The following is a 24686-nucleotide window of genomic DNA, read 5'->3' as shown; positions in this document are numbered from 1 at the left end:
AAATCAAAACTTACGATCGGAAAAAGCCGCCCGCGAGCAGGCGGACCTTCTCCTTAGCCGCGCAGGCGCGCACCAGCACGAGCCATCCGCTCGACCAGCGTCTGGATCGCCTGATCGACGACCTCATCCTGTAGCGTGCCAGCCGCGTCCTGCAGCGTCACGCGGAAGGCAAGGCTCTTCTCGTGCGCGGCAAGACCACCGGAAGTATTTGATTTTGCACGAAATTCGTCGAAGAGTACAACCTTCTGAACGAATCGGCAGGCCTCTTCGGCAAGCGCCTTCTTCATTTCGTCGAAAAGTGCCTGAACCTCGACCGCCTGATCGACGACCACGGCGATATCGCGACGAACCGGCGGGAATTTCGACACATCGGTCGGCGCGGGCAACGCACGCGCAATCAGCGCATCCGCATCGACCTCGAACATCACCGGCGCGTGCGGCAGCTCGTACTTCTGCATCAGGCGCGGGTGCAGTTCGCCGATCCAGCCGACCGCACGGCCGTCGACTTCGATGCGCGCGCTGCGGCCCGGATGGAGGGCCGGATGCTCCGCCTTCACGAACCGTGCAGCGGCAGGCGCGAACAGCGCCTCGAGATCGCCCTTCACGTCGAAGAAATCGACCGCGCGGGTCGCGACGCCCCACTGCTCGTCGAGCGCCGGACCGTAGGCAAGCGCACCGACACGCTTCGGCTGCACATAGCCCTCGACCGTCAGCTCACCGGCCTTCGCCGACGCATCGGTGAGGAACACGCGGCCGGCCTCGAACACGCGCACGCGATCTGCACGGCGGTTCAGGTTGTGGCGCAGCACGGAGATCAGGCTGCCGAACAGCGTCGTGCGCATCACCGACAGCTGGCTCGCGATCGGGTTCAGCAAGCGGATCGGTTGATCGTTGCCCGCGAAATCCTGCTCCCACTCCGCATCGACGAAACTGAAGTTGACGGTTTCCGCGTAGTCGCGCGCGGCGAGCGCGTGACGGATGTCGTGGATCGAGCGACGCGTTTCGTTGGTCGCGCGCATTTCGCTCGTCGCGACCGGCGGACGCGCCGGGATCTTCTCGAAGCCGTAGATGCGCGCCACTTCCTCGATCAGATCTTCTTCGATCTCGATGTCGAAGCGATGCGACGGCGGCGTGACGAGGAACGCGTCGTCTTCACGCTCGAACGGCAGGCCAAGGCGCGTGAAGATGCTGGCGATCTCGTCGCCACCGATCTGCACGCCGATGATGCGGTTCGCGCGCGACACGCGCATCTTCACCGGCGCGCGTTGCGGCAGGTTCACGGACTGATCGTCGACCGGGCCGGCCTTGCCGCCGCAGATCTCGAGAATCAGTTGCGTGATGCGCTCGACGTGCTCGACGGTCGTCGCGTAGTCGACGCCGCGCTCGAAGCGATGAGCCGCATCGGTCGAGAAGTTGTACTTGCGCGCACGGCCGCGGATGCTATCCGGCCACCAGAATGCGGCTTCCAGGTAGATGTTGGTCGTATCGAGCGTGACGGCCGTGCTGTCGCCGCCCATGATGCCGGCCAGGCTTTCGACCTGGCGGTCGTCCGAAATCACGCCGACCGTTTCGTCGAGTTCGACGGTGTTGCCATTGAGCAGCTTCAGCGATTCGCCGCGCTTGCCCCAGCGCACCTCGATACCGCCGTGGATCTTGTCGAGATCGAACACGTGCGACGGGCGGCCGAGTTCGAACATCACGTAGTTCGAGATGTCGACGAGCGCCGACACGCTGCGCTGGCCGGAGCGCTCGAGGCGCTCGACCATCCACTGCGGGGTCTTCGCATGCGCGTTCACGCCACGGATCACGCGACCCGAGAAGCGGCCGCACAGATCGGGCGCGGCAATGCGCACCGGCAGCGTTTCGTCGAGCTCGACGCGCACCGGGCGGATGTCGACCGGCGTCAGCGGCGCGCCGGTGATCGCGGCCGTCTCGCGGGCGATGCCGAACACGGACAGGCAGTCAGCCTTGTTCGGCGTCAGCTTGATTTCGAAGATCGTGTCGTCGAGATTGAGCGTCTCGCGGATGTCCTGGCCGACCGGCGTGTCTTCCGGCAGCACCAGCAGGCCGCTGTGATCCTCGGACAGCTTCAGTTCGCGCGCCGAGCACAGCATCCCCTGGCTCTCCACGCCGCGCAGCTTCGACAGCTTGATCGCGAACGGCTTGCCGCCCTCTTCTGCCGGCGGCAGTTCCGCGCCGACCAGCGCGACCGGTACCTTGATGCCGGGCGCGACGTTCGGTGCGCCGCAGACGATATTCAGCGTCGCGCCGGTGCCGGCGTCGACCTGGCAGACATTGAGCTTGTCCGCATCCGGATGCTTGACGACTTCGAGCACGCGGCCGACGACGATCTTCGACGTCGGCGGCGCAGCCTTGCTCAGCGATTCGACTTCGAGCCCCGCCATCGTCAGCGCGTGCGACAGTTCGTCGGTCGTCAGCTGCGGGTCGACAAAGGTTCTCAACCAGGATTCAGGGAATTGCATGGATGTCTACGTTCGAAACAGGTTAGATCGACGCCCGGGCCCCGTCGGATCGTCCGTCGGGGCGTGCACGGGCACAGGTCGGCGCGGCGCGCGGCGTTACGCGAACTGGCGCAGGAAACGCAGGTCGTTCTCGAAGAACAGCCGGAGATCCTGGACGCCGTAGCGCAGCATCGTCAGGCGCTCGAGGCCGCTGCCGAACGCGAAGCCGATGTAGCGCTCGGGATCGAGGCCCATGTTGCGAATCACGGTCGGATGCACCTGCCCCGAACCGGAGATTTCGAGCCACTTGCCGGCGTTCTTGCCTTGCTCGAACATCATGTCGATCTCGGCCGACGGTTCCGTGAACGGGAAATACGACGGACGGAAGCGCACGAGGATATCGTCGCGCTCGAAGAATTTTTTCAGGAAGTCGGTATAGACGCCCTTGAGGTCGGCGAAGCTGATGTTTTCGTCGATCCACAGCCCCTCGACCTGATTGAACATCGGCGAGTGGGTCGCATCGCTGTCGACGCGATACGTGCGGCCCGGCGCGATCACCTTGATCGGCGGACGGTTCATGCGCGCGTAACGCACCTGCATCGGGCTCGTGTGCGTGCGCAGCAGCAGCTGGCGGCCGTCGGCATCCTTGCCTTCGACGTAGAAGGTGTCCTGCATCGAACGCGCCGGATGGTTCTCCGGGCTGTTCAGCGACGTGAAGTTGTACCAGTCAGTCTCGATTTCGGGGCCGTCGGCCACATCGAAGCCGATCGAGCCGAAAATCTGTTCGACACGCTCCCACGTACGCATCACGGGGTGCAGGCTGCCTGCACCGGCGCCGCGGCCCGGCAACGTCACGTCGATCGACTCGGCGGCGAGGCGCTGGTTCAGCAGCGCGTCGGCGAGTGCCTGACGGCGCGCGGTCAGCGCGGCTTCAACCTGCTGCTTCACGACGTTGATGCGTGCGCCTTCGGTCTTGCGTGCTTCGGGATCGAGCTTGCCGAGGCCCTTCAGCAACTCGGTCAGCGCACCCGACTTGCCGAGAAATCGGGCTTTCTCGTTTTCGAGCGTGGTGATGTCGGCAGCCTGTTCGAAGGACTGCTGCGCGTCGGCGACAATCTGGTCCAGATCCATAGATCCCATCATTTCCAACGTCATTCGGTCTTGGTAAGCGAAATCGCCCACCAAACAAAAAAGGGGCTCGGAAGAGCCCCGTTTTCGCTGCAGCGGCCGAGACTACCGGAACGTCGCTGCAACTAACCACGCAGTGCTAATTTCGCAATTAGGCTGCAACGGCGGCTTTCACCTGCTTGACGATCGCAGCAAAAGCAGCCTTGTCGAACACCGCCATGTCGGCCAGCACCTTACGGTCGAGTTCGATCGACGCCTTCTTCAGGCCGTTGATGAACACGCTGTAGGTCATGTCGTGCTGGCGAACTGCCGCGTTGATACGCGTGATCCACAGTGCGCGGAACACACGCTTCTTGTTGCGGCGATCGCGGTACGCGTACTGACCAGCGCGCATCACCGCCTGCTTGGCGATGCGGTAGACGTTATTGCGGCGGCCGCGATAACCCTTGGCCAGGTTGATGATCTTCTTGTGGCGGGCCCGTGCGGTTACCCCACGTTTGACTCGAGGCATGTTTCTCTCCTTAGAGTATCAGTTAGGGGTTACGCGAACGGCAGCATCGCGCGGACGGAGTTCAGATCGGAATCATGAACTGCCGTTGCGCCGCGCAGGTGACGCTTGTTCTTCGTGGTTTTCTTGGTCAGGATGTGACGCTTGAAGGCTTGACCGCGCTTGACGGTACCGCCCGGACGCACCACGAAGCGCTTTGCAGCACTCTTCTTGGTCTTCATCTTAGGCATGACGAACAACTCCAGTTTATTAGATGGCGATGGGTGTGCGGTTGGCTTGCGCCCTTGACCCGCCCTTCGAAACCCAGTCCACTTGTGTACGGCAACCGCTTGCGCAGCCGCCGTCATTGTTGGCACGCCGCCCTGACCGGGCCACGCGCCGAACCACTGCGAACCTGCGCGCGAAGCGCGCGGGCTCGTTACTTCTTTTTCTTCGGCGAGAGCACCATGATCATCTGGCGCCCTTCCATCTTCGGCATCTGCTCGACCTGGCCGACTTCCTCGAGATCCGTGCGCAGACGCTCAAGCATCCGCATGCCGATCTCTTGGTGAGCCATTTCACGGCCGCGGAAACGCAACGTGATCTTCGTCTTGTCGCCTTCCTCAAGGAAGCGCACGAGGTTGCGGAGCTTGACGTTGTAATCCCCGTCATCGGTACCCGGGCGGAACTTGACTTCCTTCACCTGGATGACCTTCTGCTTCAGCTTTGCTTCGTGCTGCTTCTTCGACTCCTGATACTTGAACTTGCCGTAATCCATCAGGCGGCAGACCGGCGGAACCGCTTGCGGCGCGATTTCCACCAGATCGACATCAAGTTCTTCCGATTTACGGAAAGCATCAAGGAGTTTTACGATACCGAGCGGTTCGTTCTCGAGCCCGACCAGACGCACTTCCGGCGCAGTGATTTCACCGTTGATGCGATGCGACGACTTATCAGTAGCGATGTTACGTTTCCTCTAAAAATTAAAAAAACGAGCCGCGCTGCCAGGGCGGTTACTTGAACGAGCGCAGGTCTTCCTGCAGACGCTCAACGAAGGCTTCGACCGGCATCACGCCAAGATCGACGCCGCCACGGGCACGCACGGCTACCGTTTGCGCATCACGCTCCTTATCGCCCACGACGAGGAGATAAGGCACCTTTTCCAGCGTGTGCTCGCGTATTTTATAGCTAATCTTCTCGTTACGCAAATCGGCCGCCACTCTAACCCCTTGTTTTTGCAACGATTGGGCCAGAGATTGTGCATATTCGGCCTGACTTTCGGCGATATTGAGCACAACTGCCTGGAACGGCGCGAGCCAGGCCGGCATCGCACCAGCGTGGTGCTCGATCAAAATACCAAGGAAACGCTCCATCGAACCGACGATCGCACGGTGCAGCATCACCGGACGGCGACGGCTGCTGTCATCCGCGACATACTCGGCGCCGAGGCGCTCCGGCAGCACCATGTCGAGCTGCAGCGTGCCGCACTGCCACGAACGGCCGAGCGCATCCTTGATGTGGTACTCGATCTTCGGGCCGTAGAACGCGCCTTCGCCCGGCAGCTCTTCCCACGCGAGACCGCAGGCCGTCAGCGCATCGCGCAGACCCTGCTCGGCACGATCCCAGGTTTCGTCCGTACCCGCGCGCTGGTCGGGACGCAGCGACAGCTTGATGTCGATATGCTCGAAGCCGAAATCCTTGTACACGCTCATCGCGAGCGTGTTGAACGCGATCGACTCGGAGATGAACTGCTCTTCCGTACAGAAGATGTGCGCATCGTCCTGCACGAAGCCGCGCACGCGCATCAGGCCGTGCAGCGCGCCCGACGCTTCGTTGCGGTGGCACGAGCCGAATTCCGCATAACGCAGCGGCAGGTCGCGGTACGAGCGCAGGCCGTGCTTGAACACCTGCACGTGCCCCGGACAGTTCATCGGCTTGATCGCGTAGTCGCGCTTCTCCGACTCCGTCGTGAACATGTTTTCGCGGTAGTTCTGCCAGTGGCCCGACGCTTCCCACAGCGAGCGGTCCATGATCATCGGCGTCTTGATCTCGAGGTAGCCGGCTTCGTTCACGCGGCGGCGCATGTACTGCTCGACCTGCTGCCACAGCGCCCAGCCCTTCGGATGCCAGAACACCATGCCCGGTGACTCTTCCTGCATGTGGAACAGGTCGAGCTGCTTGCCCAGCTTGCGGTGGTCGCGCTTTTCCGCTTCCTCGAGCATGTGCAGGTACTGATCCTGGTCTTCCTTCTTCGTCCAGGCCGTGCCGTAGATGCGCTGCAGCTGCTCGTTCTTCGAGTCGCCGCGCCAGTACGCACCCGCGACCTTCATCAGCTTGAAGACCTTCAGCTTGCCGGTGGACGGCACGTGCGGGCCGCGGCACAGATCGGTAAAGCCGCCATGCGAATACAGCTTGATTTCGTCGCTTTGCGGAATCGATTCGATGATCTCGGCCTTGTACTTCTCGCCGATGCTGCGGAAGTAGCCGGCCGCTTCGTCGCGCGACACGACACGGCGCGTCACGGGCTCATCCTTCTTCACAAGCTCCTGCATGCGCTTTTCGATCTTCTCCAGATCTTCAGGCGTAAACGGACGGTTGTACGAGAAGTCGTAATAGAAGCCGTTGTCGATCACCGGACCGATCGTCACCTGCGCGTCCGGATACAGTTCCTTCACCGCATACGCGAGCAAGTGCGCCGTCGAGTGGCGGATGATGTCGAGGCCATCGGCATCCTTGTCCGTCACGATCGCAAGCGATGCGTCACGGTCGATCACGGCCGACGTATCGACGAGCTCGCCATCGAGCTTGCCACCAAGCGCAGCCTTCGCAAGGCCGGGACCGATCGAGGCTGCAACCTCGGCAACTGTCACCGGATGCTCGTATTGTCGAACTGAGCCGTCAGGCAAGCGTATCGAAACCATAGCAATCTCCGTGATGCCGACAGTGGGCGGCAGACCAGGTACGCGACTCAAAAATCACGCGGGAAAATTTCGCGACAAAAAAAATGCGGCCCCGCTTTCGAGGGGCCGCATTCGATACTTCACTCAAACTGAAAGGGCGAAAGGGTTCCTCGACTAGCGTCGCTCCGAAAAGGTTTCGGTCAACGTTCGCGGTGTCATAACCGTATTCGCCTTGTTCGCGTTGAGTTATTTGCTGCATCGAACACCCGGAGACCGGGCATTCTCAATTCGTTGGTAGGCTCGATTGGACTCGAACCAACGACCCCCACCATGTCAAGGTGGTGCTCTAACCAGCTGAGCTACGAGCCTAGTGAAGCTAAGATTATATGGAGCCGTTACCCGCTTGGCAAGTATTTTTATGCGGTCGCAGCAAAATAACGGTGCTCGAACCCCACATCACGCCTTCCGCCCGGCCCGCACGACACCCTGTATCTCACCGAGCAGCGTGCACGCGCGCTGCACCTGCGCCGAATTCGACACCTCGACCGTGAACTGCATGAATGCCGCATTGCGGCGACTCTGCGTCTTCACGCCCACCACGTTCATCTTCTCGCGCGCGAACACTTCGGAGATATCGCGCAGCAACCCTTGCCGGTCGCTCGCCTCGATCATCAGGTCGACCGGATAGACGGACGCACCGCGCCCGCCGAGCACGTCGGCCGACCAGGTCGTCTGCAGCACGCGCTCCGGCGCACGCTCGACCATCCGGCGGAACGTCGGGCAATCGGTGCGATGGATCGACATGCCCTTGCCGCGCGTGACGAAACCACTGATCGGATCGGGCGGCGCCGGACGGCAGCAGCGCGCGAGCTGGGTCAGCAGTGCATCGACGCCCACGACCAGCACACCGGTCGACGCGCCGTGCGCGACGCTCGCGCCGCTGCTGCGCTTCTCGAAATCGGCAGGCGCTTCGGGCGCCGGTTCGGGCGGCGGCGCATCGGACAGCGCGTGCTCGACATTGCGCAGGCTGAACTCTTCCTTGCCGACGACCGAGAACAGCTCCTCGGGCGACTTGAAGCCGAGCTTCGCCGCGAGGTTGTCCAGATTGACCGACGTCTTGCCCTCGCGTTGCAGCGTCTTTTCGACGAGCGCGCGGCCGTGCGAGACGTTTTCTTCCTGCTCGATCGAGTTGAACCACGCACGCACCTTCTGCCGCGCGCGCGGGCTCTTCATATAGCCGAGCTGCAGGTTCAGCCAGTCGCGCGACGGCCCGCCCTCCTTCACCGCGACGATCTCGACCGTTTGACCGTTGGCAAGCGGCGTGTTGAGCGGCACCATCGCGCCGTCGACGCGCGCGCCACGGCAGCGATGGCCGAGTTCGCTGTGCAGGTGGTACGCGAAATCGACCGGCGTCGCGCCCTGCGGCAACGCGATCACGCGCGCCTGCGGCGTCAGCACGTAGATGTGGTCGTCGTCGAGCGACGTCTCGCGCAATTGCGCCCACGCCTTGTCGCCCGACTTTTCCGCGCCGTCCTCGACGTCATCCTTCCACGCGAGCAACTGGCGCAGCCATGCGATCTTCTCGTCGTACTTGTCGCTCGCCGAGAACTGGCCGCCGTAGCCGCGCGCGCCGGCCTCCTTGTAGCGCCAGTGCGCAGCGACGCCGTACTCGGCGAAACGGTGCATCTCCTGCGTGCGGATCTGTACTTCGAACGCACGGCCGTCGTCGCCGATCACGACCGTGTGCAGCGACTTGTAGCCGTTCGGCTTCGGCCGCGAGATGTAGTCGTCGAATTCCTTCGGCACCGGCTGCCACAGGTGATGCACGATGCCGAGCACCGCGTAGCAATCCTTGATGTCCGGCACGATCACGCGAAACGCGCGCACGTCGTACAGCTCGGAAAAATCGAGCTCCTTGCCGCGCATCTTGCGCCAGATGCTGTAGATATGTTTCGGCCGGCCGCTCACGTCGGCCTGGATGTGCGCGTCTGCCAGCTCTTGCCGCAACCGGTCGATCGCCTGCGTGACGTACGCTTCGCGCTCGATGCGCTTCTCGTCGAGCAGCTTCGCGATCCGCTTGTAGGTGACGGGATCCTCGAAGCGGAACGCGAGATCCTCGAGCTCCCACTTCAGTTGCCAGATACCGAGACGGTTCGCGAGCGGCGCATAGATCTCGAGCGTCTCGCGCGCGACGTCGGGCGGCGGGTCGATCTTCACGGCCGCGTAGTAGCGCAGCGACTGCAAGCGCGACGCGAGCCGGATCAGCACCACGCGGATGTCTTGCGCGAACGCAAGCAGCATCTTGCGCAGCGCCTCGATCTGCGTACGCCGCTCTTCCGCCGTGTCGCGCCCCGCGTCGGGCACCGCGTTCTGCGCAGCACGCAGGCTGACGGTGCCGAGCCGCAACAGCTTGCGCACGTCGGACACGAGCCGCGCCACTTCGTCGCCGAAACGCTCGGTGAGCTCGCGCTCGGGGTCGCTCAGGTGCGGCGTCAGCACGAACAGCGCGGCCGCCTGCATCGCGGGCGGATCGACGTTCAGCGTGCGCATGATCGACGCCGTGCCCGCCGAGTGATCGGCGAGCAGTTCACCCGACGACAGGCGCACGTCGCCGGCCCGCTCGCGCACGAACGCGAGCACGTCGTCGAACGACGGCGCCGCGACGGGGGAAGCGGAAACGGACTCGGTCATTGCTCGGCCTGGCGGAATGCGGTCATCGTCGGATTACGTTCAGCTCAACTCCGCTGCGCGGCGACCACCACGATCTCGACGAGCAATGCGGGATCCGCGAGCTTCGCCTCGACGGTGGCGCGCGGCGGCGTGTTGCCCTGCGCGACCCATGCATCCCACTCAGCATTCATGCCGTCGAAGTTGGCCAGATCCGAGATGTAGATCTGCACGGACAGCAGATGCGCCTTGTCGCTGTTCGCTTCGGCGAGCAGGCGGTCGATGTGGCCGAGCACTTCGCGCGTCTGGCCCTTGATGTCCTGCGTGGTGTCTTCGGCGATCTGGCCGGCCAGATACACGGTACCGTTGTGGATCGCGGTTTCGGAGAGACGGGCCCCGACGTGATGACGAATGACTGCCATGGAATGTTCCGGTCGTTTGATGAATGAATGAAGCGTTCGGCGACGACGCGGCCCGCGCGCCGTCGAACCGCATATTATGACGCGTTTATGCGCCGGTTTCGACGAAAAACCGTCGCGCAAGCGCGATCTGGTCGGCATTCAGGAACGCCGGCGCATGCCCGGTGCCGGGAATTTCCGCCTGCGTCACGTGGCGGCCGCGCTGCATCATCTCGGCGACGGTCTCGCGCGACAACAGATCCGACTCGGCACCGCGCACGACCAGCAGCGACGCTTCGGTCGTCTCGATCGCACGCCACAGTGCAGCTTCGCCGAGCGCCGCGAGTTCGGGCGTCGTCATCTTGAACGGTTCGGCGATGCGCGGATCGTAGCGCATCGTCCAGTCGCCTTCGGGCAACTGACGCAGCAGCGGCGCGTTGATCTCGCGCCACTCGTCGCCGGTCAGCGCGCCGAACGGCAGCGACAGCGACGTCAGGTAGTCGATGCCTTCCTGCTCGGTCGCGAAGCGCGGCTGCACGCCGAGATACTCGCCGATGCGCGTGAGCGAATCGGGTTCGATGCGCGGGCCGACGTCGTTGACGATCATCCGGCGCACCGGCGTACCGGGCAGCCCCGCGAGCGCCATGCCGATCAGGCCGCCCATCGACGTGCCGAACCAGTCGACCGATTCGGCGCCGGTGCGCGCGATCAGCGTCACCATGTCGGCCACATATTGCGGAATCGCATAGAGCCGCGGATCGGCGAGCCAGTCGGAGCGACCGCGCCCGACGACGTCGGGGCACACGACGCGATACGTATCGGACAGCGCCGCGGCGAGCCGGTCGAAATCGCGCCCCGAGCGGGTCAGCCCGTGTACGCAGACCAGCACGCGCGGATTGGCGGGGTCGCCCCATTCGGTATAGGCGACGTGGTGAAGGCCGGCCGCGCTCGCGCACTGCACGCGCCACTGGCGGGGGATCGAGGAATTCACGGGAGAAGTGGGCATCGGAGGCATCCTGTCGAACGGTGCGGTGCGACGCGATGACGTGCGCCGGCCCGGCCCGAAGGGTGGGCGGGGACGCAACCGATTGTAAACCCGTTCCGGATCACGAGTCGGTTCATCGCGTCCGCAGGCGTTCGAGTCGGGCGTCGTACTTCATGCTCGGCGGAGTAGAAAGAAACCGGCGGGCGGCGACACGCTGCCCCCCTCGCCTCCCGCCGTGCCTCGCCCATGCCGTCGCGAGCGGCGCTTCCGCCAAGCGGTCGCGCGGCCAGCCCCGACGGCTCGGCACCGCGGCGCCGGCCGGCGTGTTACGGAAGCCGAGCTGCGGCGTACCGATCGCGAAACCGACAGGAACAAGATTGCGCGGCTGCAGGCACGGCGCCGCGAACGCACCGCCCTTGCGCCGGCTTGTCATGGCCGGAACGTCCTGGCTACTTCATCTTCACTTCTGCACGACCGCGCCGATGCTCGCGCCGACCACACACAGCGTCCCGGCAATCTGCAGCGCCCCCATCGGCTGCGCCAGTATGACGAAGCCGATCGCCGCCGCGATCGCGGGCTCGGCGCTCATCAGAATGCCGAATGCCGACGCACTCATCCGCCGCAGCGCGATCAGTTCCAGCACATACGGGAACAGCGGGACCAGCACCGCCAGATACGCGGCATCGACCAGTTGCCCGGCCGGCAGATGGCCGCCGCTTTGCGCGAGCCCGAACGGCGTCGTCACGAGCGCGGCCACGATCAGCGACGTGGCGAGTCCCTGCAATCCGTCGAACAGCGTACCGACGCGCTTCATCAGCAGGATGTACGCGGCCCAGCCGAGCGCCGAGCCGACCGGAAAGATCAGCGCGGCCGGCGTCGCCACCCACATGCCGTCCTGCCGCGCGAGCAGCAGCACGCCCGTCAGCGCAAGCACCGGCCACACCAGCATCGCCGGCTTGCGCACGCCGAACGTGGCGACCGCCAACGGCCCGAGGAAGTTGATCGCAACGGCCAGCCCGAGCGGCACGCGCCTGACCGCCGCGAAAAAGCACAGCGTCATCGCGGCCATCGCACCGCCGAGCGCGATCGCGGCGATCCAGCGCTGCCGGGAATACGTATGGAGCGGCGGCCGCACGACGATCGCCAGCGCGAGTGCGGCGAAGCAAAGCCGCAACCAGGTCGTGCTGACCGTGCCGTACTCGATCGTCGCCGGCCGCGACAGCGCGGCACCGAGTTGCACGCTGCACATCGACGCAACAGCAAGCAACGGCGCGACCGCATGCGCAAATGACGGGGCCGCGCGCTCGGCGCCATTCGGTCGTGCGGTGCTCAATTCGTCGCTCATTCGGTCGCTCCAGATCGTTGACACGACGATGCTAACCGCGGTCGCACGCTTGATATAAGCTGATAATTCTTATGCTCGCATCAGGAAAATTGATGATCCGCGATCTCGACAGCACGCTGCTACGCACGTTCGTGACGGTGGTCGAAACAGGCAGCGTCAGCGATGCGGCGACGGCGCTGCATCGCACGCAGGCAGCCGTCAGCATGGCGCTGCGCCGACTCGAGGACGAAGTTGGCCAGCGCCTGCTCGAACGCTCGTCGCGCGGCGTGAAGCCGACGGCGGCCGGCAGCGTGCTGCTGCCCTATGCGCACCGGTTGCTCGACGTCGGGCTCGCCGCGCGCGCCGCGCTCAATGCCGGCGACATCTCGGGCACCGTCCGGCTCGGCATCCTCGAGGACATCGCCGTGGGCCATCTGCCGCATGCGCTGCGGCAGTTCGCGGCAGCGTTTCCGCGCGTCGCGCTCGAGATCGTCGTCGATTCGAGCCCCTCGCTGTCGCAGCGGCTTGCGACCCATACGCTCGACTTCGTCATCGGCGACCCCGCGCTGATCCGGGCCGAACCGCTCGCCACCTGGCGGCATCCGCTTCGCTGGGCCGCCGCGCGTGCGCAGAACGCGCTGCCGCGCGACGAACCGTTGCCGATCGTCGCATTCGGCGGCACGTGCCCGTGGCAGGAGAAACTGTTCACGGCGCTGCGTGAAGCCGGCCTCGCGTGGCGCGTCGTCTGCACGAGCACGAGCCTGTCCGCCATCCAGTCGGCGGTCGAAGCCGGCCTCGGCGTCGCAGTGCTGCTCGACCGGAACGTGCGCGCCGACACGATGCACGTGCTCGACCCGCAGGCCGCGGGGCTACCCACACCGCCTGCCGCCGACTTCGGTCTGTTCAGCCATGCGGATGCCGGCGACCGCACGTCGGCGGCCGCCACGCTGCAGCGCTTCCTGTTTCATGCGTTGCAGCTCGGCTCGCCTGACGCCGACGACGACACGCCGGCAACCGGGCGCAGCGTCGCCTCGTTGCGGGTCGCCGTCTGACGCGTCCGCCGCAACTCCGGAGCGCCACTGCGGCGGCCCGGAAACGAAAACGCCCCGCATGCCTGCCGGCATGCGGGGCGAATCGCTTCGCGCCGAAAAACTCAGCCCACCGCGCTCACGTCGAGCGGTGCGCCCGTCTTCGCCTTGATCTCGTCGGCGCTCACGCCATCGGCGAGTTCGAGGACCTTCAGGCCGTTCGGCGTCACTTCGATCACGCCGAGATCGGTGATGATCAGGTCGACCACGCCGACACCCGTCAACGGCAGGTTGCATTCCTCGAGGATCTTGTGCTGGTCGCCCTTCGCGACATGCTCCATCAGCACGACGACGCGCTTCACGCCAGCGACGAGATCCATCGCGCCGCCCATCCCCTTGATCATCTTGCCCGGGATCATCCAGTTCGCGAGGTCGCCCTGCTTGCTGACCTGCATCGCGCCGAGGATCGCGAGGTTGATGTGGCCGCCGCGGATCATCGCGAACGAATCGGCCGACGAGAAGATCGACGAGCCCGGCAGCGTCGTGACGGTCTGCTTGCCGGCGTTGATGAGATCGGCGTCGACTTCGTCTTCGGTCGGCGACGGGCCGATGCCGAGCAGGCCGTTCTCCGATTGCAGCCACACCTCGACGCCTTCCGGCACGTGGTTGGCAACGAGCGTCGGCAGGCCGATGCCGAGGTTCACGTAGAAGCCGTCCTGCAGTTCCTTCGCCGCGCGCGCGGCCATCTGGTCACGATTCCAGGCCATGTCAGTCTCCTTTCGCGCGTACGACGCGTTGTTCGATGCGTTTTTCGGGCGTCGCGTTCAGCACGATGCGCTGCACGAAAATCCCCGGCGTGTGGATGTGGTCCGGATCGAGCTCGCCGTTCTCGACGATCTCCTCGACCTCCGCAACGGTGATCTTGCCGGCCATCGCGCACATCGGGTTGAAGTTGCGCGCGGTGCGGCGAAAGATCAGGTTGCCGGACTTGTCGGCCTTCCAGGCCTTCACGAGCGCGACATCGGCCGTCAGCGACGGCTCGAGCACGTAGTGGCGATCGCCGAACTGGCGCGTTTCCTTGCCTTCCGCGATCACGGTGCCGTAGCCCGTGTTCGTGAAGAACGCCGGGATGCCTGCACCGCCCGCGCGCAGCTTTTCGGCCAGCGTGCCCTGCGGCGTGAATTCGAGCTCGAGTTCGCCGGCCAGGTACTGGCGCTCGAACTCCTTGTTCTCGCCGACGTACGACGAGATCATCTTCTTGATCTGGCGCGTTTCCAGCAACAGGCCGAGGCCGAAGCCGTCGACGCCCGCGTTGTTGCTGATGCAGGTGATGCCCTTGACGGCCGAATCGCGCAATGCCGCGATCAGCGCCTCCGGAATCCCGCACAGGCCGAAGCCGCCCACCGCGAAGGTCTGCCCGTCGCGGACGATCCCTTCCAGCGCGGCAGCCGCGCTTGGATAGACTTTGTTCATCTGTTGTCCCTTCCTCTATGGAAACCAGCGAAACCGGTTCACGCGCCCACGTGGCCCGCAAGCCCGCCGCATCATTCTATGCATGCACGGCAATGCCTGCGTCGAGGCGCGCTGTTTTTATGTCGCAGCCAACCGCCGCGAGATGCCTGAAAGGGTACGATGCGGCGCGGATGCGGCACAATACGCAAAAATACATAAGCATTTGCCATCGTCTGCCCGCGTCCATGACCGCCCTCGATTACCAGACCGCCTTCCACCTTGCGCCGCTCGGCCTCGTCCTGTCGCGCGACCGCGTGATCGAGGACTGCAACGACGCGCTCGCGTCGATCTTCCGCTGCGTGCGGGCCGACCTGATCGGGAAATCGTACGAGGTGCTCTACCCGTCGACGGACGAATTCCAGCGAATCGGCGAACGCATCGCGCGCGTGATGGCCGCGAACGGCATCTACTCGGATGACAGAATCATGAAGCGCGCGGATGGCGAGCTGTTCTGGTGCCACGTGACGGGCCGCGCACTCGACCGCACCGCGCCGCTCGCGGCGGGCGTCTGGACCTTCGAGGACTTGAGTGCGACGCGCCGGGTCGCCGTGGAACTGACCCCGCGCGAGCGCGAGATCGCCGCGCAGCTCGCGACCGGCAAGACCAGCAAGCAGATCGGGCGCGTGCTCGACATCAGCTCGCGCACGGTCGACATCTACCGCGCGCGGCTGATGCGCAAGTACGGGACCAACAATACGCCGGAGCTGCTGCAGCGCCTGCTCGGGCAGTGAATGACGGCTCCCGGATGACAATCGGCCGCGCATGGCGGCCGATTCGGGAAACAACGGGCATGGCGGGCCGCCGGCGCCCTGGCGCCGACCTCGCCGTATCGACGTTCAGCCGACCTTCGTCGCGAGCGCACGCTCGATCGTGTCGCGCAGCAACTGGGGCAGCGGCACCGACTTGCCGAGCGCGTAGTCGACCCACACGCAGCGCGCATTGCCGCGCGCATAGACATGCTGCGGATCGTCGGCGCGCGTCAGCTCGAAACCCGTGTCGAAGCTGCTACGACCGGGTTTCGCAGCCGACATCTTCGCGATCACGTCGCCCGGATAGTGCAACTGCTTCAGAAACTCCATCGATGCCGTGACGATGACGGGCCCCTGCCCCTCGCCGTTGCCGCCGGCAATGCCGAGCTCCTCGAACCACGAGATCCGCGCCTGCTCCATGTAGCGGAAATAGACCGTGTTGTTCACATGGCCGAACGCATCCATGTCGCCCCAGCGGATCGGCATCGACATCTCAAAAACGGGGGAATAATCGCTCATTGCAGTCTTCTTTGTTGCTGAATGTCATCCGCTCAGGCGAGGCCGAAGCCGTCGTCGGCGGAGATAATCGAGCCATTGATGAACTGCGACTCGTCGGCCGCGAGCAGCAACAACAGCCCGTCGAGATCCTGCGGCTTGCCGACGCGCCGGCGCGGCAGCATCGACTGCAGCTTCTGGCCCTGCTCGGTTTCCCACAGGTAATGATTGATTTCGGTATCGATATAGCCCGGACAGATCGCGTTGACGTTGATCCCGTGGCGCCCCCACTCGAGCGCCATCGCACGCGTCATCTGCACGACCGCGGCCTTGCTCATCGCGTACAGCCCGATCTGCGGGAACACGCGCAGCCCGGCCACCGACGCGATGTTGATGATCCGGCACGGCGGCTTGCCGTTGCCGCTTCCGTTCGCGCGCATGATCATTCGCTTCGCGACTTCCTGCGCGACGAAAAACGCGCCGCGCGTGTTGGTGTCGAATACGAACTCGAAATCGGCCGGCGTCACGTCGACGAGCTTCTGCATCGTCGACACGCCCGAGTTGTTCACGAGGATGTCGATCGTGCCGGCCTCGGTCTCCGCGTGCGCGACCGCCGCCTTGATGCTCTGGACGTCGGTGACGTCGAGCGACACGACGTGCGCGGCGCCGCCCGCCGCCTCGATCTCGGCACGCAGTTCCTTCAGGCGCTCGACACGACGGCTTGCGAGCACGACCTTCGCGCCGGCCTGCGACAGCACCTGTGCAAAGCGCTGCCCGAGGCCGCTCGACGCGCCCGTGACCAGCGCAACCTTGCCTTCCAGATTGATCGACCGACCCATTTGCACTTCCCCTTTCGATGTCGTTTCGCCGCCACGGACAGTACGGCCCGAACGGCATTACCCTAGCACGAAAATAGAACGATCGTGCTAATCTAGCCGCATGCTGTTGCGGCAAGCGTTTCGTTTCGCAGACAATACGCTCCCGAATAAAAGCATTCTAACGGTTAGAGGAACGCCCATGACCCCCGCAAGCCTCATCGAGCAATACGGCCCGCGCGAATCGATGGAATACGACGTCGTGATCGTCGGCGGCGGCCCCGCCGGGCTGTCGGCAGCGATCCGGCTCAAGCAGCTGGCCGCCGAGAAAGGCACCGAGATCGGCGTGTGCGTGCTCGAGAAGGGTTCCGAGATCGGCGCGCACATCCTGTCGGGCGCGGTGATGGATCCGCGCGCGATCAACGAACTGTTCCCCGACTGGAAGGAACGCGGTGCACCGCTCGACGTCGAGGTGACGGAAGACCGCTTCCTGTTCCTGTCCGAGAAGAGCGCGGTGCAGACGCCGAACTGGGCGCTGCCCGCCAACTTCCAGAACCACGGCAACTACGTGATTTCGCTGGGCAACGTCACGCGCTGGCTTGGGGCACAGGCCGAGGCCCTGGGCGTCGAGATCTTCCCCGGCTTCCCCGCTGCCGAGATCCTGTACAACGACGACGGCTCCGTGAAGGGTGTTGCGACCGGCAACATGGGCGTGGGCAAGGACGGCGAGCCGACCGAGAACTTCCAGCTCGGCATGGAACTGCACGCGAAGTACACGCTGTTTGCCGAAGGCTGCCGCGGCCACCTCGGCCGCCAGCTGATCTCGAAGTTCAAGCTCGACGCGAACGCGGATCCGCAGGCCTACGGGATCGGCATCAAGGAGCTGTGGGAAATCGACCCGGCGAAGCACAAGCCGGGCCTCGTGATCCACACGGCCGGCTGGCCGCTGAAGTCCGATACGTACGGCGGCTCGTTCCTGTATCACATGGACAACAACCAGGTGGTGGTCGGCTTCGTGGTGGGCCTCGGTTACACGAACCCGTACCTGTCGCCGTTCGAGGAGTTCCAGCGCTACAAGACGCATCCGTCGATCCGCGCGTTCCTGGAAGGCGGCAAGCGCGTGTCGTACGGCGCGCGCGCGATTACCGCGGGCGGGCTGCTGTCGCTGCCGAAGACGGTGTTCCCGGGCGGCGCGCTGATCGGCGACGACGCAGGCTTCCTGAACGCATCGCGGATCAAGGGCAGCCACGCGGCGATCAAGACCGGCATGCTCGCGGCCGACGCCGCATTCGACGCGGTGCAGGCCGGCCGCCAGTCGGACGAACTCAACGCGTACCCGGATGCGTTCAAGCAATCGTGGCTGTACACGGAACTGTACCGTGCGCGCAACTTCAAGCAGTGGATGGCGAAGGGGCTGTATCTCGGTACGCTGATGGTCGGGCTCGAGCAGAAGGTGATGGGCGGCAACGTGCCGTGGACGCTGCACCACAAGCATGCCGATCACGAGATGCTGAAGCCGGCATCGCAATGCCAGCCGATCGAGTACCCGAAGCCGGACGGCAAGCTGACGTTCGACCGGTTGTCGTCGGTGTTCATCTCGAACACGAACCACGAGGAGAACCAGCCGGCGCACCTGACGCTGAAGGATGCGAACGTGCCGGTGAACGTGAACCTGCGCACGTACGCGGGGCCGGAGGGGCGCTTCTGCCCGGCGGCCGTGTACGAATTCGTGAAGAACGACGACGGCAGCGATCGCCTGGTGATCAACGCGCAGAACTGCGTGCACTGCAAGACCTGCGACATCAAGGACCCGACGCAGAACATCGTGTGGGTCACGCCGGAAGGCGGCGGCGGACCGAACTACCCGAACATGTAATTGCCGAAGCGCGCCGCCACGAGCGGCGCGTTTTTTTGGCTGCCGCAAACGAAACGGGGCGCTGCTTCAAGCAGCGCCCCGTTTTGCATGCTCCGCACCCCTGCCGGGCGAGACGCGCTGCGCCGCGCCCGCTTGTGTCAGGTCGCGCTGCCCGCGATCTTCGGCGTCGGCGTCTCGACGTCTCCGCACTGCGCACGATGGCGCAGCGCATGATCGATCAGCACCAGCGCGAGCATCGACTCCGCGATCGGCGTCGCACGAATGCCGACGCACGGATCGTGGCGGCCGAACGTTTCCACCGTCGCCTCGTCGCCCGCCTTCGTGATCGAACGGCGCGGCGTGCGGATGCTCGACGTCGGCTTGATCGCGATCGACACGGTGATGTCCTGCCCCGTCGAAATCCCGCCGAGCACGCCACCCGCATGATTGCCGACGAAACCGCCCGGCGTCAGCTCGTCGCCATGCACCGAGCCGCGCTGCGCGACGCTGTCGAAACCCGCGCCGATCTCGACGCCCTTCACCGCGTTGATGCTCATCATCGCCTTGGCGATGTCCGCATCGAGACGGTCGAACACCGGCTCGCCCCAACCGACCGGCACGCCCGACGCGACGACGTCGATGCGCGCGCCGATCGAATCCCCGTCCTTGCGCAGCGCATCCATGTACGCCTCGAGCTCCGGCACGACTGCCGCATTCGGCGAGAAGAACGGATTCTCATGCACGTGCGACCAGTCGACGAACGGCACGTCGATCTCGCCGAGGCCGCTCATGTAGCCGCGCACCTCGACACCGAAGCGCTCGCGCAGCCACTTCTTCGCGACCGCGCCCGCACCGACGATCGGCGCGGTCAGGCGTGCGGACGAGCGGCCGCCGCCGCGGTAGTCGCGGATGCCGTATTTCTGCCAGTAGGTGTAGTCGGCGTGGCCGGGACGGAACGTCTCGACGATGTTGCCGTAGTCCTTGCTGCGCTGGTCGGTGTTGCGGATCAGCAGCGCGATCGGCGTACCGGTCGTCACACCTTCGAACACGCCCGACAGGATCTCGACCTCGTCGGCCTCCTGTCGCTGCGTCACGTGACGCGACGTGCCGGGCTTGCGGCGATCGAGCTCGACCTGGATGTCGGCTTCGGTCAGCCCCATTCCCGGCGGGCAGCCGTCGATCACGCAGCCGATCGCGGGACCGTGCGATTCGCCGAAGGTCGTGACAGTGAAAAGCGTGCCGAGGGTATTGCCGGACATGATGGAACCGCCCAATGAGAAATGCGCAAACCGATGCGCTGCCAGGGCCGCAGGCAGGCCGATCGTTCGCCGGTCGAGAAAAAGAGGTAAACCGCTATTATGCCAGCCGTCCCGGGCCCGCGGGTCGTGTGAACCGTTCAGACCACACGGCCAGCCACGGACATGGCCCGGCGCGACGGTCGGCGATCCGCGCCGTTCCGTTCGAACGGGCCGTTCGCATGCGGCGGCGCGACCCGGCACGATCCTGCCGGGCTCGCCCCGCCCGCCTACTTCCGCGCGCCGCGCAGTTCGGTGACCGCGGCCTGCAGCGACTCGGGCGTCGCGACCGACGCCGGGATCGGCTCGCCGACCACCAGCGTCAGCCGGCTCATCACGCCGCGCTTGATCGGCCGCGGCATCCGCGCATCGGAATGCCGCGAAAAATAGCTGCCCCACAGCCCGCGCAGCGCCATCGGAATCACGGGCGCCGGCGTGCGGCTCAGGATCTCCGTGATGCCGTGGTGGAACGTGTTGATGTCGCCCGTCTTCGTGAGCTTGCCTTCGGGGAAGATGCACACGAGTTCGCCTTCCTTCAGCGCAGCCTCGCAGGCGTCGTACGCGCGCGCGAGCATTGCGGGATCTTCGTGACGCGGCGCGATCGGGATCGCCTTCGCATGCCGGAACACCCAGCTCGCGAAGCGCGTCTTGAAGATCCGGTGATCCATCACGAAACGGATCGGGCGCGGACTCGCGGCGGCCAGCACGAGCGCATCGACGTAGCTGACGTGGTTGCACACGAGCACGGCCGCCCCTTCCGCCGGAATCCGCTCGGCATGCACGAGGCGAATCCGGTAGAAGGTGTGCACGAGCACCCACGCAACGAAGCGCAGCAGGAACTCGGGCACGAGCAGATAGATATACGCGGCGACGATGACGTTCAGCAGCGCCGTGACGAGGAACAGCCCCGGGATGTCGACCCCAGCCTTGGTCAGCCCCATCGCCATCACGGCCGACAGGATCATGAACAGCGCGTTCAGGATATTGTTTGCGGCGATGATCCGCGCACGGTGCGTGGGCGCGCTGCGGCTCTGGATCAGCGCGTACAACGGCACGCTGTAGAAGCCGCCGAACATCGCGAGCAGGAACAGGTCGGCGAGGATACGCCAGTGGCGCGCGCCCGCCAGGAACTCGCCGACCGACAGCAGGTGGCCGGGCGACGGCAGCGCGTGGCTCGCGAAATACAGCTCGATCGCGAACACGCTGATGCCGATCGAGCCAAGCGGCACGAGGCCGATCTCGACGCGCCGCTGCGACAACCGTTCGCACAGCAGCGAACCGAGGCCGATGCCGACCGAGAACGTCGCGAGCAGGATCGTGACGACGTCGGGGCTCGCGGACAGCACGTCCTTCGCGAAATTGAAGAACGACGTGAGGAACGTCGCGCCGACGAACCACAACCACGAGATGCCGAGCAGGCTCAGGAATACGGTGCGGTTCTGGCGTGCGAGCCCGAGGTTGCGCCAGGTCTCGCTGACCGGATTCCAGTTGATCACGAGATCGGGCTGCGGCGCCGGCGTGGACGGCACGCGCTGCGCGACGAGCCGCCCCGCGAGCGCGATGACGACGACGCTCGCCGCGAGCACGCGCTCGCCGCTGCCTTCGATGCCCGCCGCCGCGCCACCGATGATCGTGCCGATCAGGATCGCGATGAACGTGCCCATCTCGACGAGGCCGTTGCCGCCGACCAGTTCATGTTCGCCGAGATGTTGCGGCAGGTACGAATACTTGACGGGCCCGAACAGCGTCGAGTGCATGCCCATCATGAACGTGCACAGGTACAGCAGCGTCGCGCTGTGCGTGACGAAGCCGGCCGCGCCGACCAGCATCAGCGCGATCTCGAAGGTCTTCACGAAGCGCGTGAGGGTCGCCTTGTCGTATTTGTCGGCGATCTGGCCGGACGTCGCCGAGAACAGCACGAACGGCAGGATGAAGATCGCGGAAATCAGGAAGGCGGCCGTCTTCGCATCGACGCCGGAGAATCGCGCGGTGTGATAGGTGACGAGCGACGTGAAGCCGATCTTGAAGACGTTGTCGTTCAGCGCGCCGAGGAACTGGGTCGTGAAGAACGGCGCGAAACGGCGCTCGCGCAGCAGGTCGAACTGCGACGCGTGGGCGTGCTGGTCGTCACGCTGCCGGGAAGTGGCTTGCGTTTGATCGCTCATGCGGAATACGCGCGCGCCATCTGGGCGACGCTGCGCGGGCCTTGTGTGGTCGTTGAAAAAACGGCGGCGCAGGACAAGCCTGCGCCGCCGCGTGCCGGGTGGCGGCGCCCGCGCATGACGGCGACGGGCGCGGCGTGATTCACGATTTGTGCGCTTCGGCTTCCGATTCCGGCCAGTCGCGGATGTACGCCTTCAGCATCCGGTTCTCGAAGCTCTGCGCCTCGACGACCGTCTTCGCGACGTCGTAGAACGAAATGACGCCCATCAGCACCTTCTTGTCGAGCACCGGCATGTAGCGCGCGTGGCGCTCGAGCATCATCCGGCGCACTTCGTTGACGTCCGTTTCCGGCGTACACGTGAGCGGCTCGTCCATCACCTTGCGCACCTGCACGTCGCCGATCGCGCCGCCGTTCACATGCAGGCGCAGGATGATCTCGCGGAACGTCAGCATCCCGACGAGATCGCCGTACTCCATCACGACCAGCGAACCGATGTCGTGCTCGGCCATCGTATCGACCGCTTCGCGCAGCGGCATATCGGGCGTCACCGTAAACAGCGTGTTGCCCTTCACTTTCAGAATATCGCTGACGCGCATCGTAGTCCCCTCATGCTTGAATACAAAACCTCTTTCGATCCTATCGGAAAGCCTGTCAAAAGGAAAGCGCGAGCCCGCGCGGCGGGCCGCCCCCCGCTTGCGGAAGCGGGCCGCCGGCAGCACAATGGCCCCATGAACAGCGGCCCGAGGAGACGGCCATGGCGCATACGCATTCGGAGCAATTCGCCAGCTTCGCTGATTTCTACCCGTATTACCTGAATGAACACCAGAACCTGACTTCGCGGCGGCTGCACTTCATCGGCTCGCTCGGCGTGATCGGCTGCGTCGCGATGGCGATCGCGACCGGCGACTGGCTGTGGCTACCGGCAGCGGTCGTCTGCGGCTACGGGTTCGCGTGGGTCGGACACTTCTTCTTCGAGAAGAACCGACCGGCCACGTTCCGGCACCCGATCTACAGCCTGATGGGCGACTGGGTGATGTTCAAGGACATCTGCACCGGCAAGATCCCGCTGTAATGGCCGGGCGCCCCGCTCACGCGGGCCGCGGCGGCCGCGCATGCGGGTCGGACACGCCGCTCGGCGCCTGCCCCGGAACACCCGTCGGCTGTGCGCCAGCGGGCCGGTGGGCGGCGATCAGCGACGCGAGCGACACGTCGAACCGGTCGCTCGACAGCACCGCGAGCAGCGCCGCGCCATCGACATGGCTGCGGCGCCGCTGCAGCTGGTAAGTGAGTTCCGTGCGGTCGATCACCAGCACGTCGAACAGTTGCGCGAGCGTCAACTGCTCCGGATTCGCGAGCAGGATGTAGCGCAGCGTCGTCTCACCACCGCCGTCGAGCCGCGCGATCCATTCCCGCTCCTCCATCGTCGTCAGCAAGCGCTGCGCGGTTTCCATGTCGCAGCGCAGCATGGCCGCGATCCGCATCGCCGTGTAGCCGCGCTTGCCGGCCGCACGCGCTTCGGCCAGCCGCGCGAGCATTTCCAGCGCGTCGAGCAGGTCGCTGCCCGGATAGTGGATGCGGTGAAACTGGCCGACGCGGATCGCCGGCAGTGCGGAGGCCACCATCGCGCCGAGCAGCGCGATGAACCAGCTCAGGTACACCCACAGCAGGAAGACGGGCAACGCGGCGAACGCGCCGTAGACCGCCGTATAGGTCGGAATGCGCCGCACGTAGTAGCCGAAGCCGCGCTTCGCGAGTTCGAACGCGACGGCCGCGAACAGCCCGCCGATCACCGCGTCGCGCCATGCGACCGTGCAGTTCGGCAGGTACACGTACAGCAGCGTGAACGCGAGCACCGTCAGCGGCAGCGACACGAGCGCGAGCAACCACTCGACGATCGACGTCGACGGTGCGGCACCGGTAAATGCCAGCGACTGCGTGAACAGGTACGACGAGATCGACAGGCTCACGCCGAACAGCAGCGGGCCGAGCGTAATCAGCGCCCAGTATGCGAGCACGCGCTGCGCGAACGGTCGCGGCTTGCGCACCCGCCAGATCAGGTTGAAAGCCGACTCGATCGTCATCATCGTCATCACCGACGTGACGACGAGCACGATCAGGCCGGCCGTCGTCAGCCCCTTCGCCTTCGATGCGAACTGGTTCAGGTACTTGAAGATCTGGATGTTGAACTGCGCGGGCATCAGGTGATCCGCGAGGAACCCCTGCAGCGAGATCTGGAACGACGCGAACATCGGGAACGCGGTGAACAACGCGAACGCGACCGTCACGAGCGGCACGAGTGCCAGCATCGTCGTGAACGTCAGGCTGCCCGCCACTTGCGGGATGCGATCCTCGGCGCTGCGCCGGGCCGCGAACTGCGCGAGGCGCTTGATGGTGTCGAGATCGACGCTCAACTTCGGCAAAC

At 65.0% G+C, this 24686-nt stretch carries 22 protein-coding genes and 1 tRNA gene; 4 read left to right on the top strand and 19 right to left on the bottom strand.

Features of this window, described 5'->3' with window-relative positions; all coding sequences use genetic code 11:
* Nucleotides 1-53: 53 nt before the first annotated feature.
* From pheT to ACN8ZM_RS07710, 11 genes are all read right to left on the bottom strand, one after another.
* On the bottom strand, nucleotides 54-2483 hold the full coding sequence (gene pheT / locus ACN8ZM_RS07760) for a phenylalanine--tRNA ligase subunit beta (protein ID WP_205823826.1): 2430 nt from the start codon (nucleotides 2481-2483) through the stop codon (nucleotides 54-56).
* Nucleotides 2484-2579: 96 nt separating this feature from the next.
* On the bottom strand, nucleotides 2580-3593 hold the full coding sequence (gene pheS / locus ACN8ZM_RS07755) for a phenylalanine--tRNA ligase subunit alpha (RefSeq protein WP_043182559.1): 1014 nt from the start codon (nucleotides 3591-3593) through the stop codon (nucleotides 2580-2582).
* Nucleotides 3594-3741: 148 nt separating this feature from the next.
* Nucleotides 3742-4101: a 50S ribosomal protein L20 gene (rplT, locus tag ACN8ZM_RS07750; protein ID WP_004192938.1), complete on the bottom strand. Its 360-nt coding sequence runs from the start codon at nucleotides 4099-4101 to the stop codon at nucleotides 3742-3744.
* A gap of 29 nt (nucleotides 4102-4130) precedes the next feature.
* Entirely contained in the window at nucleotides 4131-4328 is a 198-nt protein-coding gene (gene rpmI, locus ACN8ZM_RS07745) for a 50S ribosomal protein L35 (RefSeq protein WP_004191477.1), read from the bottom strand.
* Nucleotides 4329-4516: 188 nt separating this feature from the next.
* On the bottom strand, nucleotides 4517-5041 hold the full coding sequence (gene infC, locus ACN8ZM_RS07740) for a translation initiation factor IF-3 (protein WP_080741557.1): 525 nt from the start codon (nucleotides 5039-5041) through the stop codon (nucleotides 4517-4519).
* Nucleotides 5042-5090: 49 nt separating this feature from the next.
* Entirely contained in the window at nucleotides 5091-6998 is a 1908-nt protein-coding gene (gene thrS / locus ACN8ZM_RS07735; RefSeq protein ID WP_420210909.1) for a threonine--tRNA ligase, read from the bottom strand.
* 271 nt (nucleotides 6999-7269) lie between these two features.
* Nucleotides 7270-7346, bottom strand: a tRNA-Val gene (locus ACN8ZM_RS07730).
* 87 nt (nucleotides 7347-7433) lie between these two features.
* A complete protein-coding gene (locus ACN8ZM_RS07725; RefSeq protein ID WP_420210908.1) occupies nucleotides 7434-9668 on the bottom strand; it encodes a RelA/SpoT family protein in 2235 nt (744 codons plus the stop codon).
* 44 nt (nucleotides 9669-9712) lie between these two features.
* Complete coding sequence (locus ACN8ZM_RS07720; RefSeq protein WP_021162422.1) at nucleotides 9713-10066, bottom strand: RidA family protein; 354 nt, start codon at nucleotides 10064-10066, stop codon at nucleotides 9713-9715.
* Between the two features lie 85 nt (nucleotides 10067-10151).
* Complete coding sequence (locus tag ACN8ZM_RS07715; RefSeq protein WP_420210907.1) at nucleotides 10152-11048, bottom strand: alpha/beta fold hydrolase; 897 nt, start codon at nucleotides 11046-11048, stop codon at nucleotides 10152-10154.
* A gap of 439 nt (nucleotides 11049-11487) precedes the next feature.
* The gene (locus ACN8ZM_RS07710; RefSeq protein WP_420210906.1) at nucleotides 11488-12372 is read right to left on the bottom strand and encodes an EamA family transporter; all 885 of its coding nucleotides are present in this window, start codon (nucleotides 12370-12372) and stop codon (nucleotides 11488-11490) included.
* Nucleotides 12373-12464: 92 nt separating this feature from the next.
* On the opposite strand from ACN8ZM_RS07710, the gene ACN8ZM_RS07705 reads away from it, so the two are divergent.
* Nucleotides 12465-13403: a LysR family transcriptional regulator gene (locus ACN8ZM_RS07705; protein WP_301769453.1), complete on the top strand. Its 939-nt coding sequence runs from the start codon at nucleotides 12465-12467 to the stop codon at nucleotides 13401-13403.
* A gap of 101 nt (nucleotides 13404-13504) precedes the next feature.
* Here ACN8ZM_RS07705 and ACN8ZM_RS07700 read toward each other — a convergent pair whose 3' ends face one another.
* Entirely contained in the window at nucleotides 13505-14146 is a 642-nt protein-coding gene (locus tag ACN8ZM_RS07700; RefSeq protein WP_043182550.1) for a CoA transferase subunit B, read from the bottom strand.
* A gap of 1 nt (nucleotide 14147) precedes the next feature.
* The gene (locus tag ACN8ZM_RS07695; RefSeq protein ID WP_043182547.1) at nucleotides 14148-14852 is read right to left on the bottom strand and encodes a CoA transferase subunit A; all 705 of its coding nucleotides are present in this window, start codon (nucleotides 14850-14852) and stop codon (nucleotides 14148-14150) included.
* 224 nt (nucleotides 14853-15076) lie between these two features.
* Here ACN8ZM_RS07695 and ACN8ZM_RS07690 point away from each other — a divergent pair, with 224 nt between their 5' ends.
* Nucleotides 15077-15622 carry a LuxR C-terminal-related transcriptional regulator gene (locus tag ACN8ZM_RS07690; RefSeq protein WP_043182545.1) on the top strand — a complete coding sequence of 182 codons (546 nt, stop codon included), beginning with the start codon at nucleotides 15077-15079 and terminating at the stop codon, nucleotides 15620-15622.
* 105 nt (nucleotides 15623-15727) lie between these two features.
* Here ACN8ZM_RS07690 and ACN8ZM_RS07685 read toward each other — a convergent pair whose 3' ends face one another.
* Both ACN8ZM_RS07685 and ACN8ZM_RS07680 read right to left on the bottom strand, forming a co-directional pair.
* Nucleotides 15728-16159: an acyl-CoA thioesterase gene (locus ACN8ZM_RS07685; RefSeq protein WP_043182542.1), complete on the bottom strand. Its 432-nt coding sequence runs from the start codon at nucleotides 16157-16159 to the stop codon at nucleotides 15728-15730.
* Nucleotides 16160-16191: 32 nt separating this feature from the next.
* Nucleotides 16192-16974: an SDR family oxidoreductase gene (locus ACN8ZM_RS07680; protein ID WP_011351770.1), complete on the bottom strand. Its 783-nt coding sequence runs from the start codon at nucleotides 16972-16974 to the stop codon at nucleotides 16192-16194.
* A gap of 178 nt (nucleotides 16975-17152) precedes the next feature.
* On the opposite strand from ACN8ZM_RS07680, the gene ACN8ZM_RS07675 reads away from it, so the two are divergent.
* A complete protein-coding gene (locus ACN8ZM_RS07675) occupies nucleotides 17153-18826 on the top strand; it encodes an electron transfer flavoprotein-ubiquinone oxidoreductase (protein ID WP_043182540.1) in 1674 nt (557 codons plus the stop codon).
* A 137-nt stretch (nucleotides 18827-18963) separates the two neighbouring features.
* Here the strand turns inward: ACN8ZM_RS07675 and aroC are convergent, their stop codons facing one another.
* From aroC to ACN8ZM_RS07660, 3 genes are all read right to left on the bottom strand, one after another.
* Complete coding sequence (aroC, locus tag ACN8ZM_RS07670; protein WP_043183141.1) at nucleotides 18964-20064, bottom strand: chorismate synthase; 1101 nt, start codon at nucleotides 20062-20064, stop codon at nucleotides 18964-18966.
* A 266-nt stretch (nucleotides 20065-20330) separates the two neighbouring features.
* Nucleotides 20331-22265 carry an MFS transporter gene (locus ACN8ZM_RS07665; protein WP_420210905.1) on the bottom strand — a complete coding sequence of 645 codons (1935 nt, stop codon included), beginning with the start codon at nucleotides 22263-22265 and terminating at the stop codon, nucleotides 20331-20333.
* Nucleotides 22266-22404: 139 nt separating this feature from the next.
* Complete coding sequence (locus ACN8ZM_RS07660) at nucleotides 22405-22860, bottom strand: CBS domain-containing protein (RefSeq protein WP_043182535.1); 456 nt, start codon at nucleotides 22858-22860, stop codon at nucleotides 22405-22407.
* 158 nt (nucleotides 22861-23018) lie between these two features.
* On the opposite strand from ACN8ZM_RS07660, the gene ACN8ZM_RS07655 reads away from it, so the two are divergent.
* Entirely contained in the window at nucleotides 23019-23336 is a 318-nt protein-coding gene (locus ACN8ZM_RS07655; RefSeq protein WP_043182533.1) for an Mpo1-like protein, read from the top strand.
* A 16-nt stretch (nucleotides 23337-23352) separates the two neighbouring features.
* Here ACN8ZM_RS07655 and ACN8ZM_RS07650 read toward each other — a convergent pair whose 3' ends face one another.
* The gene (locus tag ACN8ZM_RS07650) at nucleotides 23353-24684 is read right to left on the bottom strand and encodes a YihY family inner membrane protein (RefSeq protein WP_043182532.1); all 1332 of its coding nucleotides are present in this window, start codon (nucleotides 24682-24684) and stop codon (nucleotides 23353-23355) included.
* Between the last annotated feature and the right edge of the window lie 2 nt (nucleotides 24685-24686).

The sequence above is a fragment of the Burkholderia aenigmatica genome, from assembly GCF_048627025.1.
Lineage (GTDB): Bacteria > Pseudomonadota > Gammaproteobacteria > Burkholderiales > Burkholderiaceae > Burkholderia > Burkholderia aenigmatica.
The sequence above is the reverse complement of the archived record's forward strand: the minus strand, read 5'-3'. Positions and strand labels throughout refer to the sequence as shown.

Excerpts from the sequence above, each read along its gene's own strand:
- ACN8ZM_RS07705 (WP_301769453.1), top strand. The coding sequence starts at position 12,465 with ATGATCCGCGATCTCGACAGCACGCTGCTACGCACGTTCGTGACGGTG.
- ACN8ZM_RS07660 (WP_043182535.1), bottom strand. The coding sequence starts at position 22,860 with ATGCGCGTCAGCGATATTCTGAAAGTGAAGGGCAACACGCTGTTTACG.
- ACN8ZM_RS07675 (WP_043182540.1), top strand. The coding sequence starts at position 17,153 with ATGACCCCCGCAAGCCTCATCGAGCAATACGGCCCGCGCGAATCGATG.
- ACN8ZM_RS07715 (WP_420210907.1), bottom strand. The coding sequence starts at position 11,048 with ATGCCCACTTCTCCCGTGAATTCCTCGATCCCCCGCCAGTGGCGCGTG.
- ACN8ZM_RS07685 (WP_043182542.1), bottom strand. The coding sequence starts at position 16,159 with ATGAGCGATTATTCCCCCGTTTTTGAGATGTCGATGCCGATCCGCTGG.
- ACN8ZM_RS07655 (WP_043182533.1), top strand. The coding sequence starts at position 23,019 with ATGGCGCATACGCATTCGGAGCAATTCGCCAGCTTCGCTGATTTCTAC.
- ACN8ZM_RS07695 (WP_043182547.1), bottom strand. The coding sequence starts at position 14,852 with ATGAACAAAGTCTATCCAAGCGCGGCTGCCGCGCTGGAAGGGATCGTC.
- pheT (WP_205823826.1), bottom strand. The coding sequence starts at position 2,483 with ATGCAATTCCCTGAATCCTGGTTGAGAACCTTTGTCGACCCGCAGCTG.
- ACN8ZM_RS07690 (WP_043182545.1), top strand. The coding sequence starts at position 15,077 with ATGACCGCCCTCGATTACCAGACCGCCTTCCACCTTGCGCCGCTCGGC.
- ACN8ZM_RS07665 (WP_420210905.1), bottom strand. The coding sequence starts at position 22,265 with ATGAGCGATCAAACGCAAGCCACTTCCCGGCAGCGTGACGACCAGCAC.
- ACN8ZM_RS07700 (WP_043182550.1), bottom strand. The coding sequence starts at position 14,146 with ATGGCCTGGAATCGTGACCAGATGGCCGCGCGCGCGGCGAAGGAACTG.
- ACN8ZM_RS07680 (WP_011351770.1), bottom strand. The coding sequence starts at position 16,974 with ATGGGTCGGTCGATCAATCTGGAAGGCAAGGTTGCGCTGGTCACGGGC.
- ACN8ZM_RS07725 (WP_420210908.1), bottom strand. The coding sequence starts at position 9,668 with ATGACCGAGTCCGTTTCCGCTTCCCCCGTCGCGGCGCCGTCGTTCGAC.
- pheS (WP_043182559.1), bottom strand. The coding sequence starts at position 3,593 with ATGGATCTGGACCAGATTGTCGCCGACGCGCAGCAGTCCTTCGAACAG.
- ACN8ZM_RS07720 (WP_021162422.1), bottom strand. The coding sequence starts at position 10,066 with ATGGCAGTCATTCGTCATCACGTCGGGGCCCGTCTCTCCGAAACCGCG.
- rplT (WP_004192938.1), bottom strand. The coding sequence starts at position 4,101 with ATGCCTCGAGTCAAACGTGGGGTAACCGCACGGGCCCGCCACAAGAAG.
- thrS (WP_420210909.1), bottom strand. The coding sequence starts at position 6,998 with ATGGTTTCGATACGCTTGCCTGACGGCTCAGTTCGACAATACGAGCAT.
- ACN8ZM_RS07710 (WP_420210906.1), bottom strand. The coding sequence starts at position 12,372 with ATGAGCGACGAATTGAGCACCGCACGACCGAATGGCGCCGAGCGCGCG.
- rpmI (WP_004191477.1), bottom strand. The coding sequence starts at position 4,328 with ATGCCTAAGATGAAGACCAAGAAGAGTGCTGCAAAGCGCTTCGTGGTG.
- aroC (WP_043183141.1), bottom strand. The coding sequence starts at position 20,064 with ATGTCCGGCAATACCCTCGGCACGCTTTTCACTGTCACGACCTTCGGC.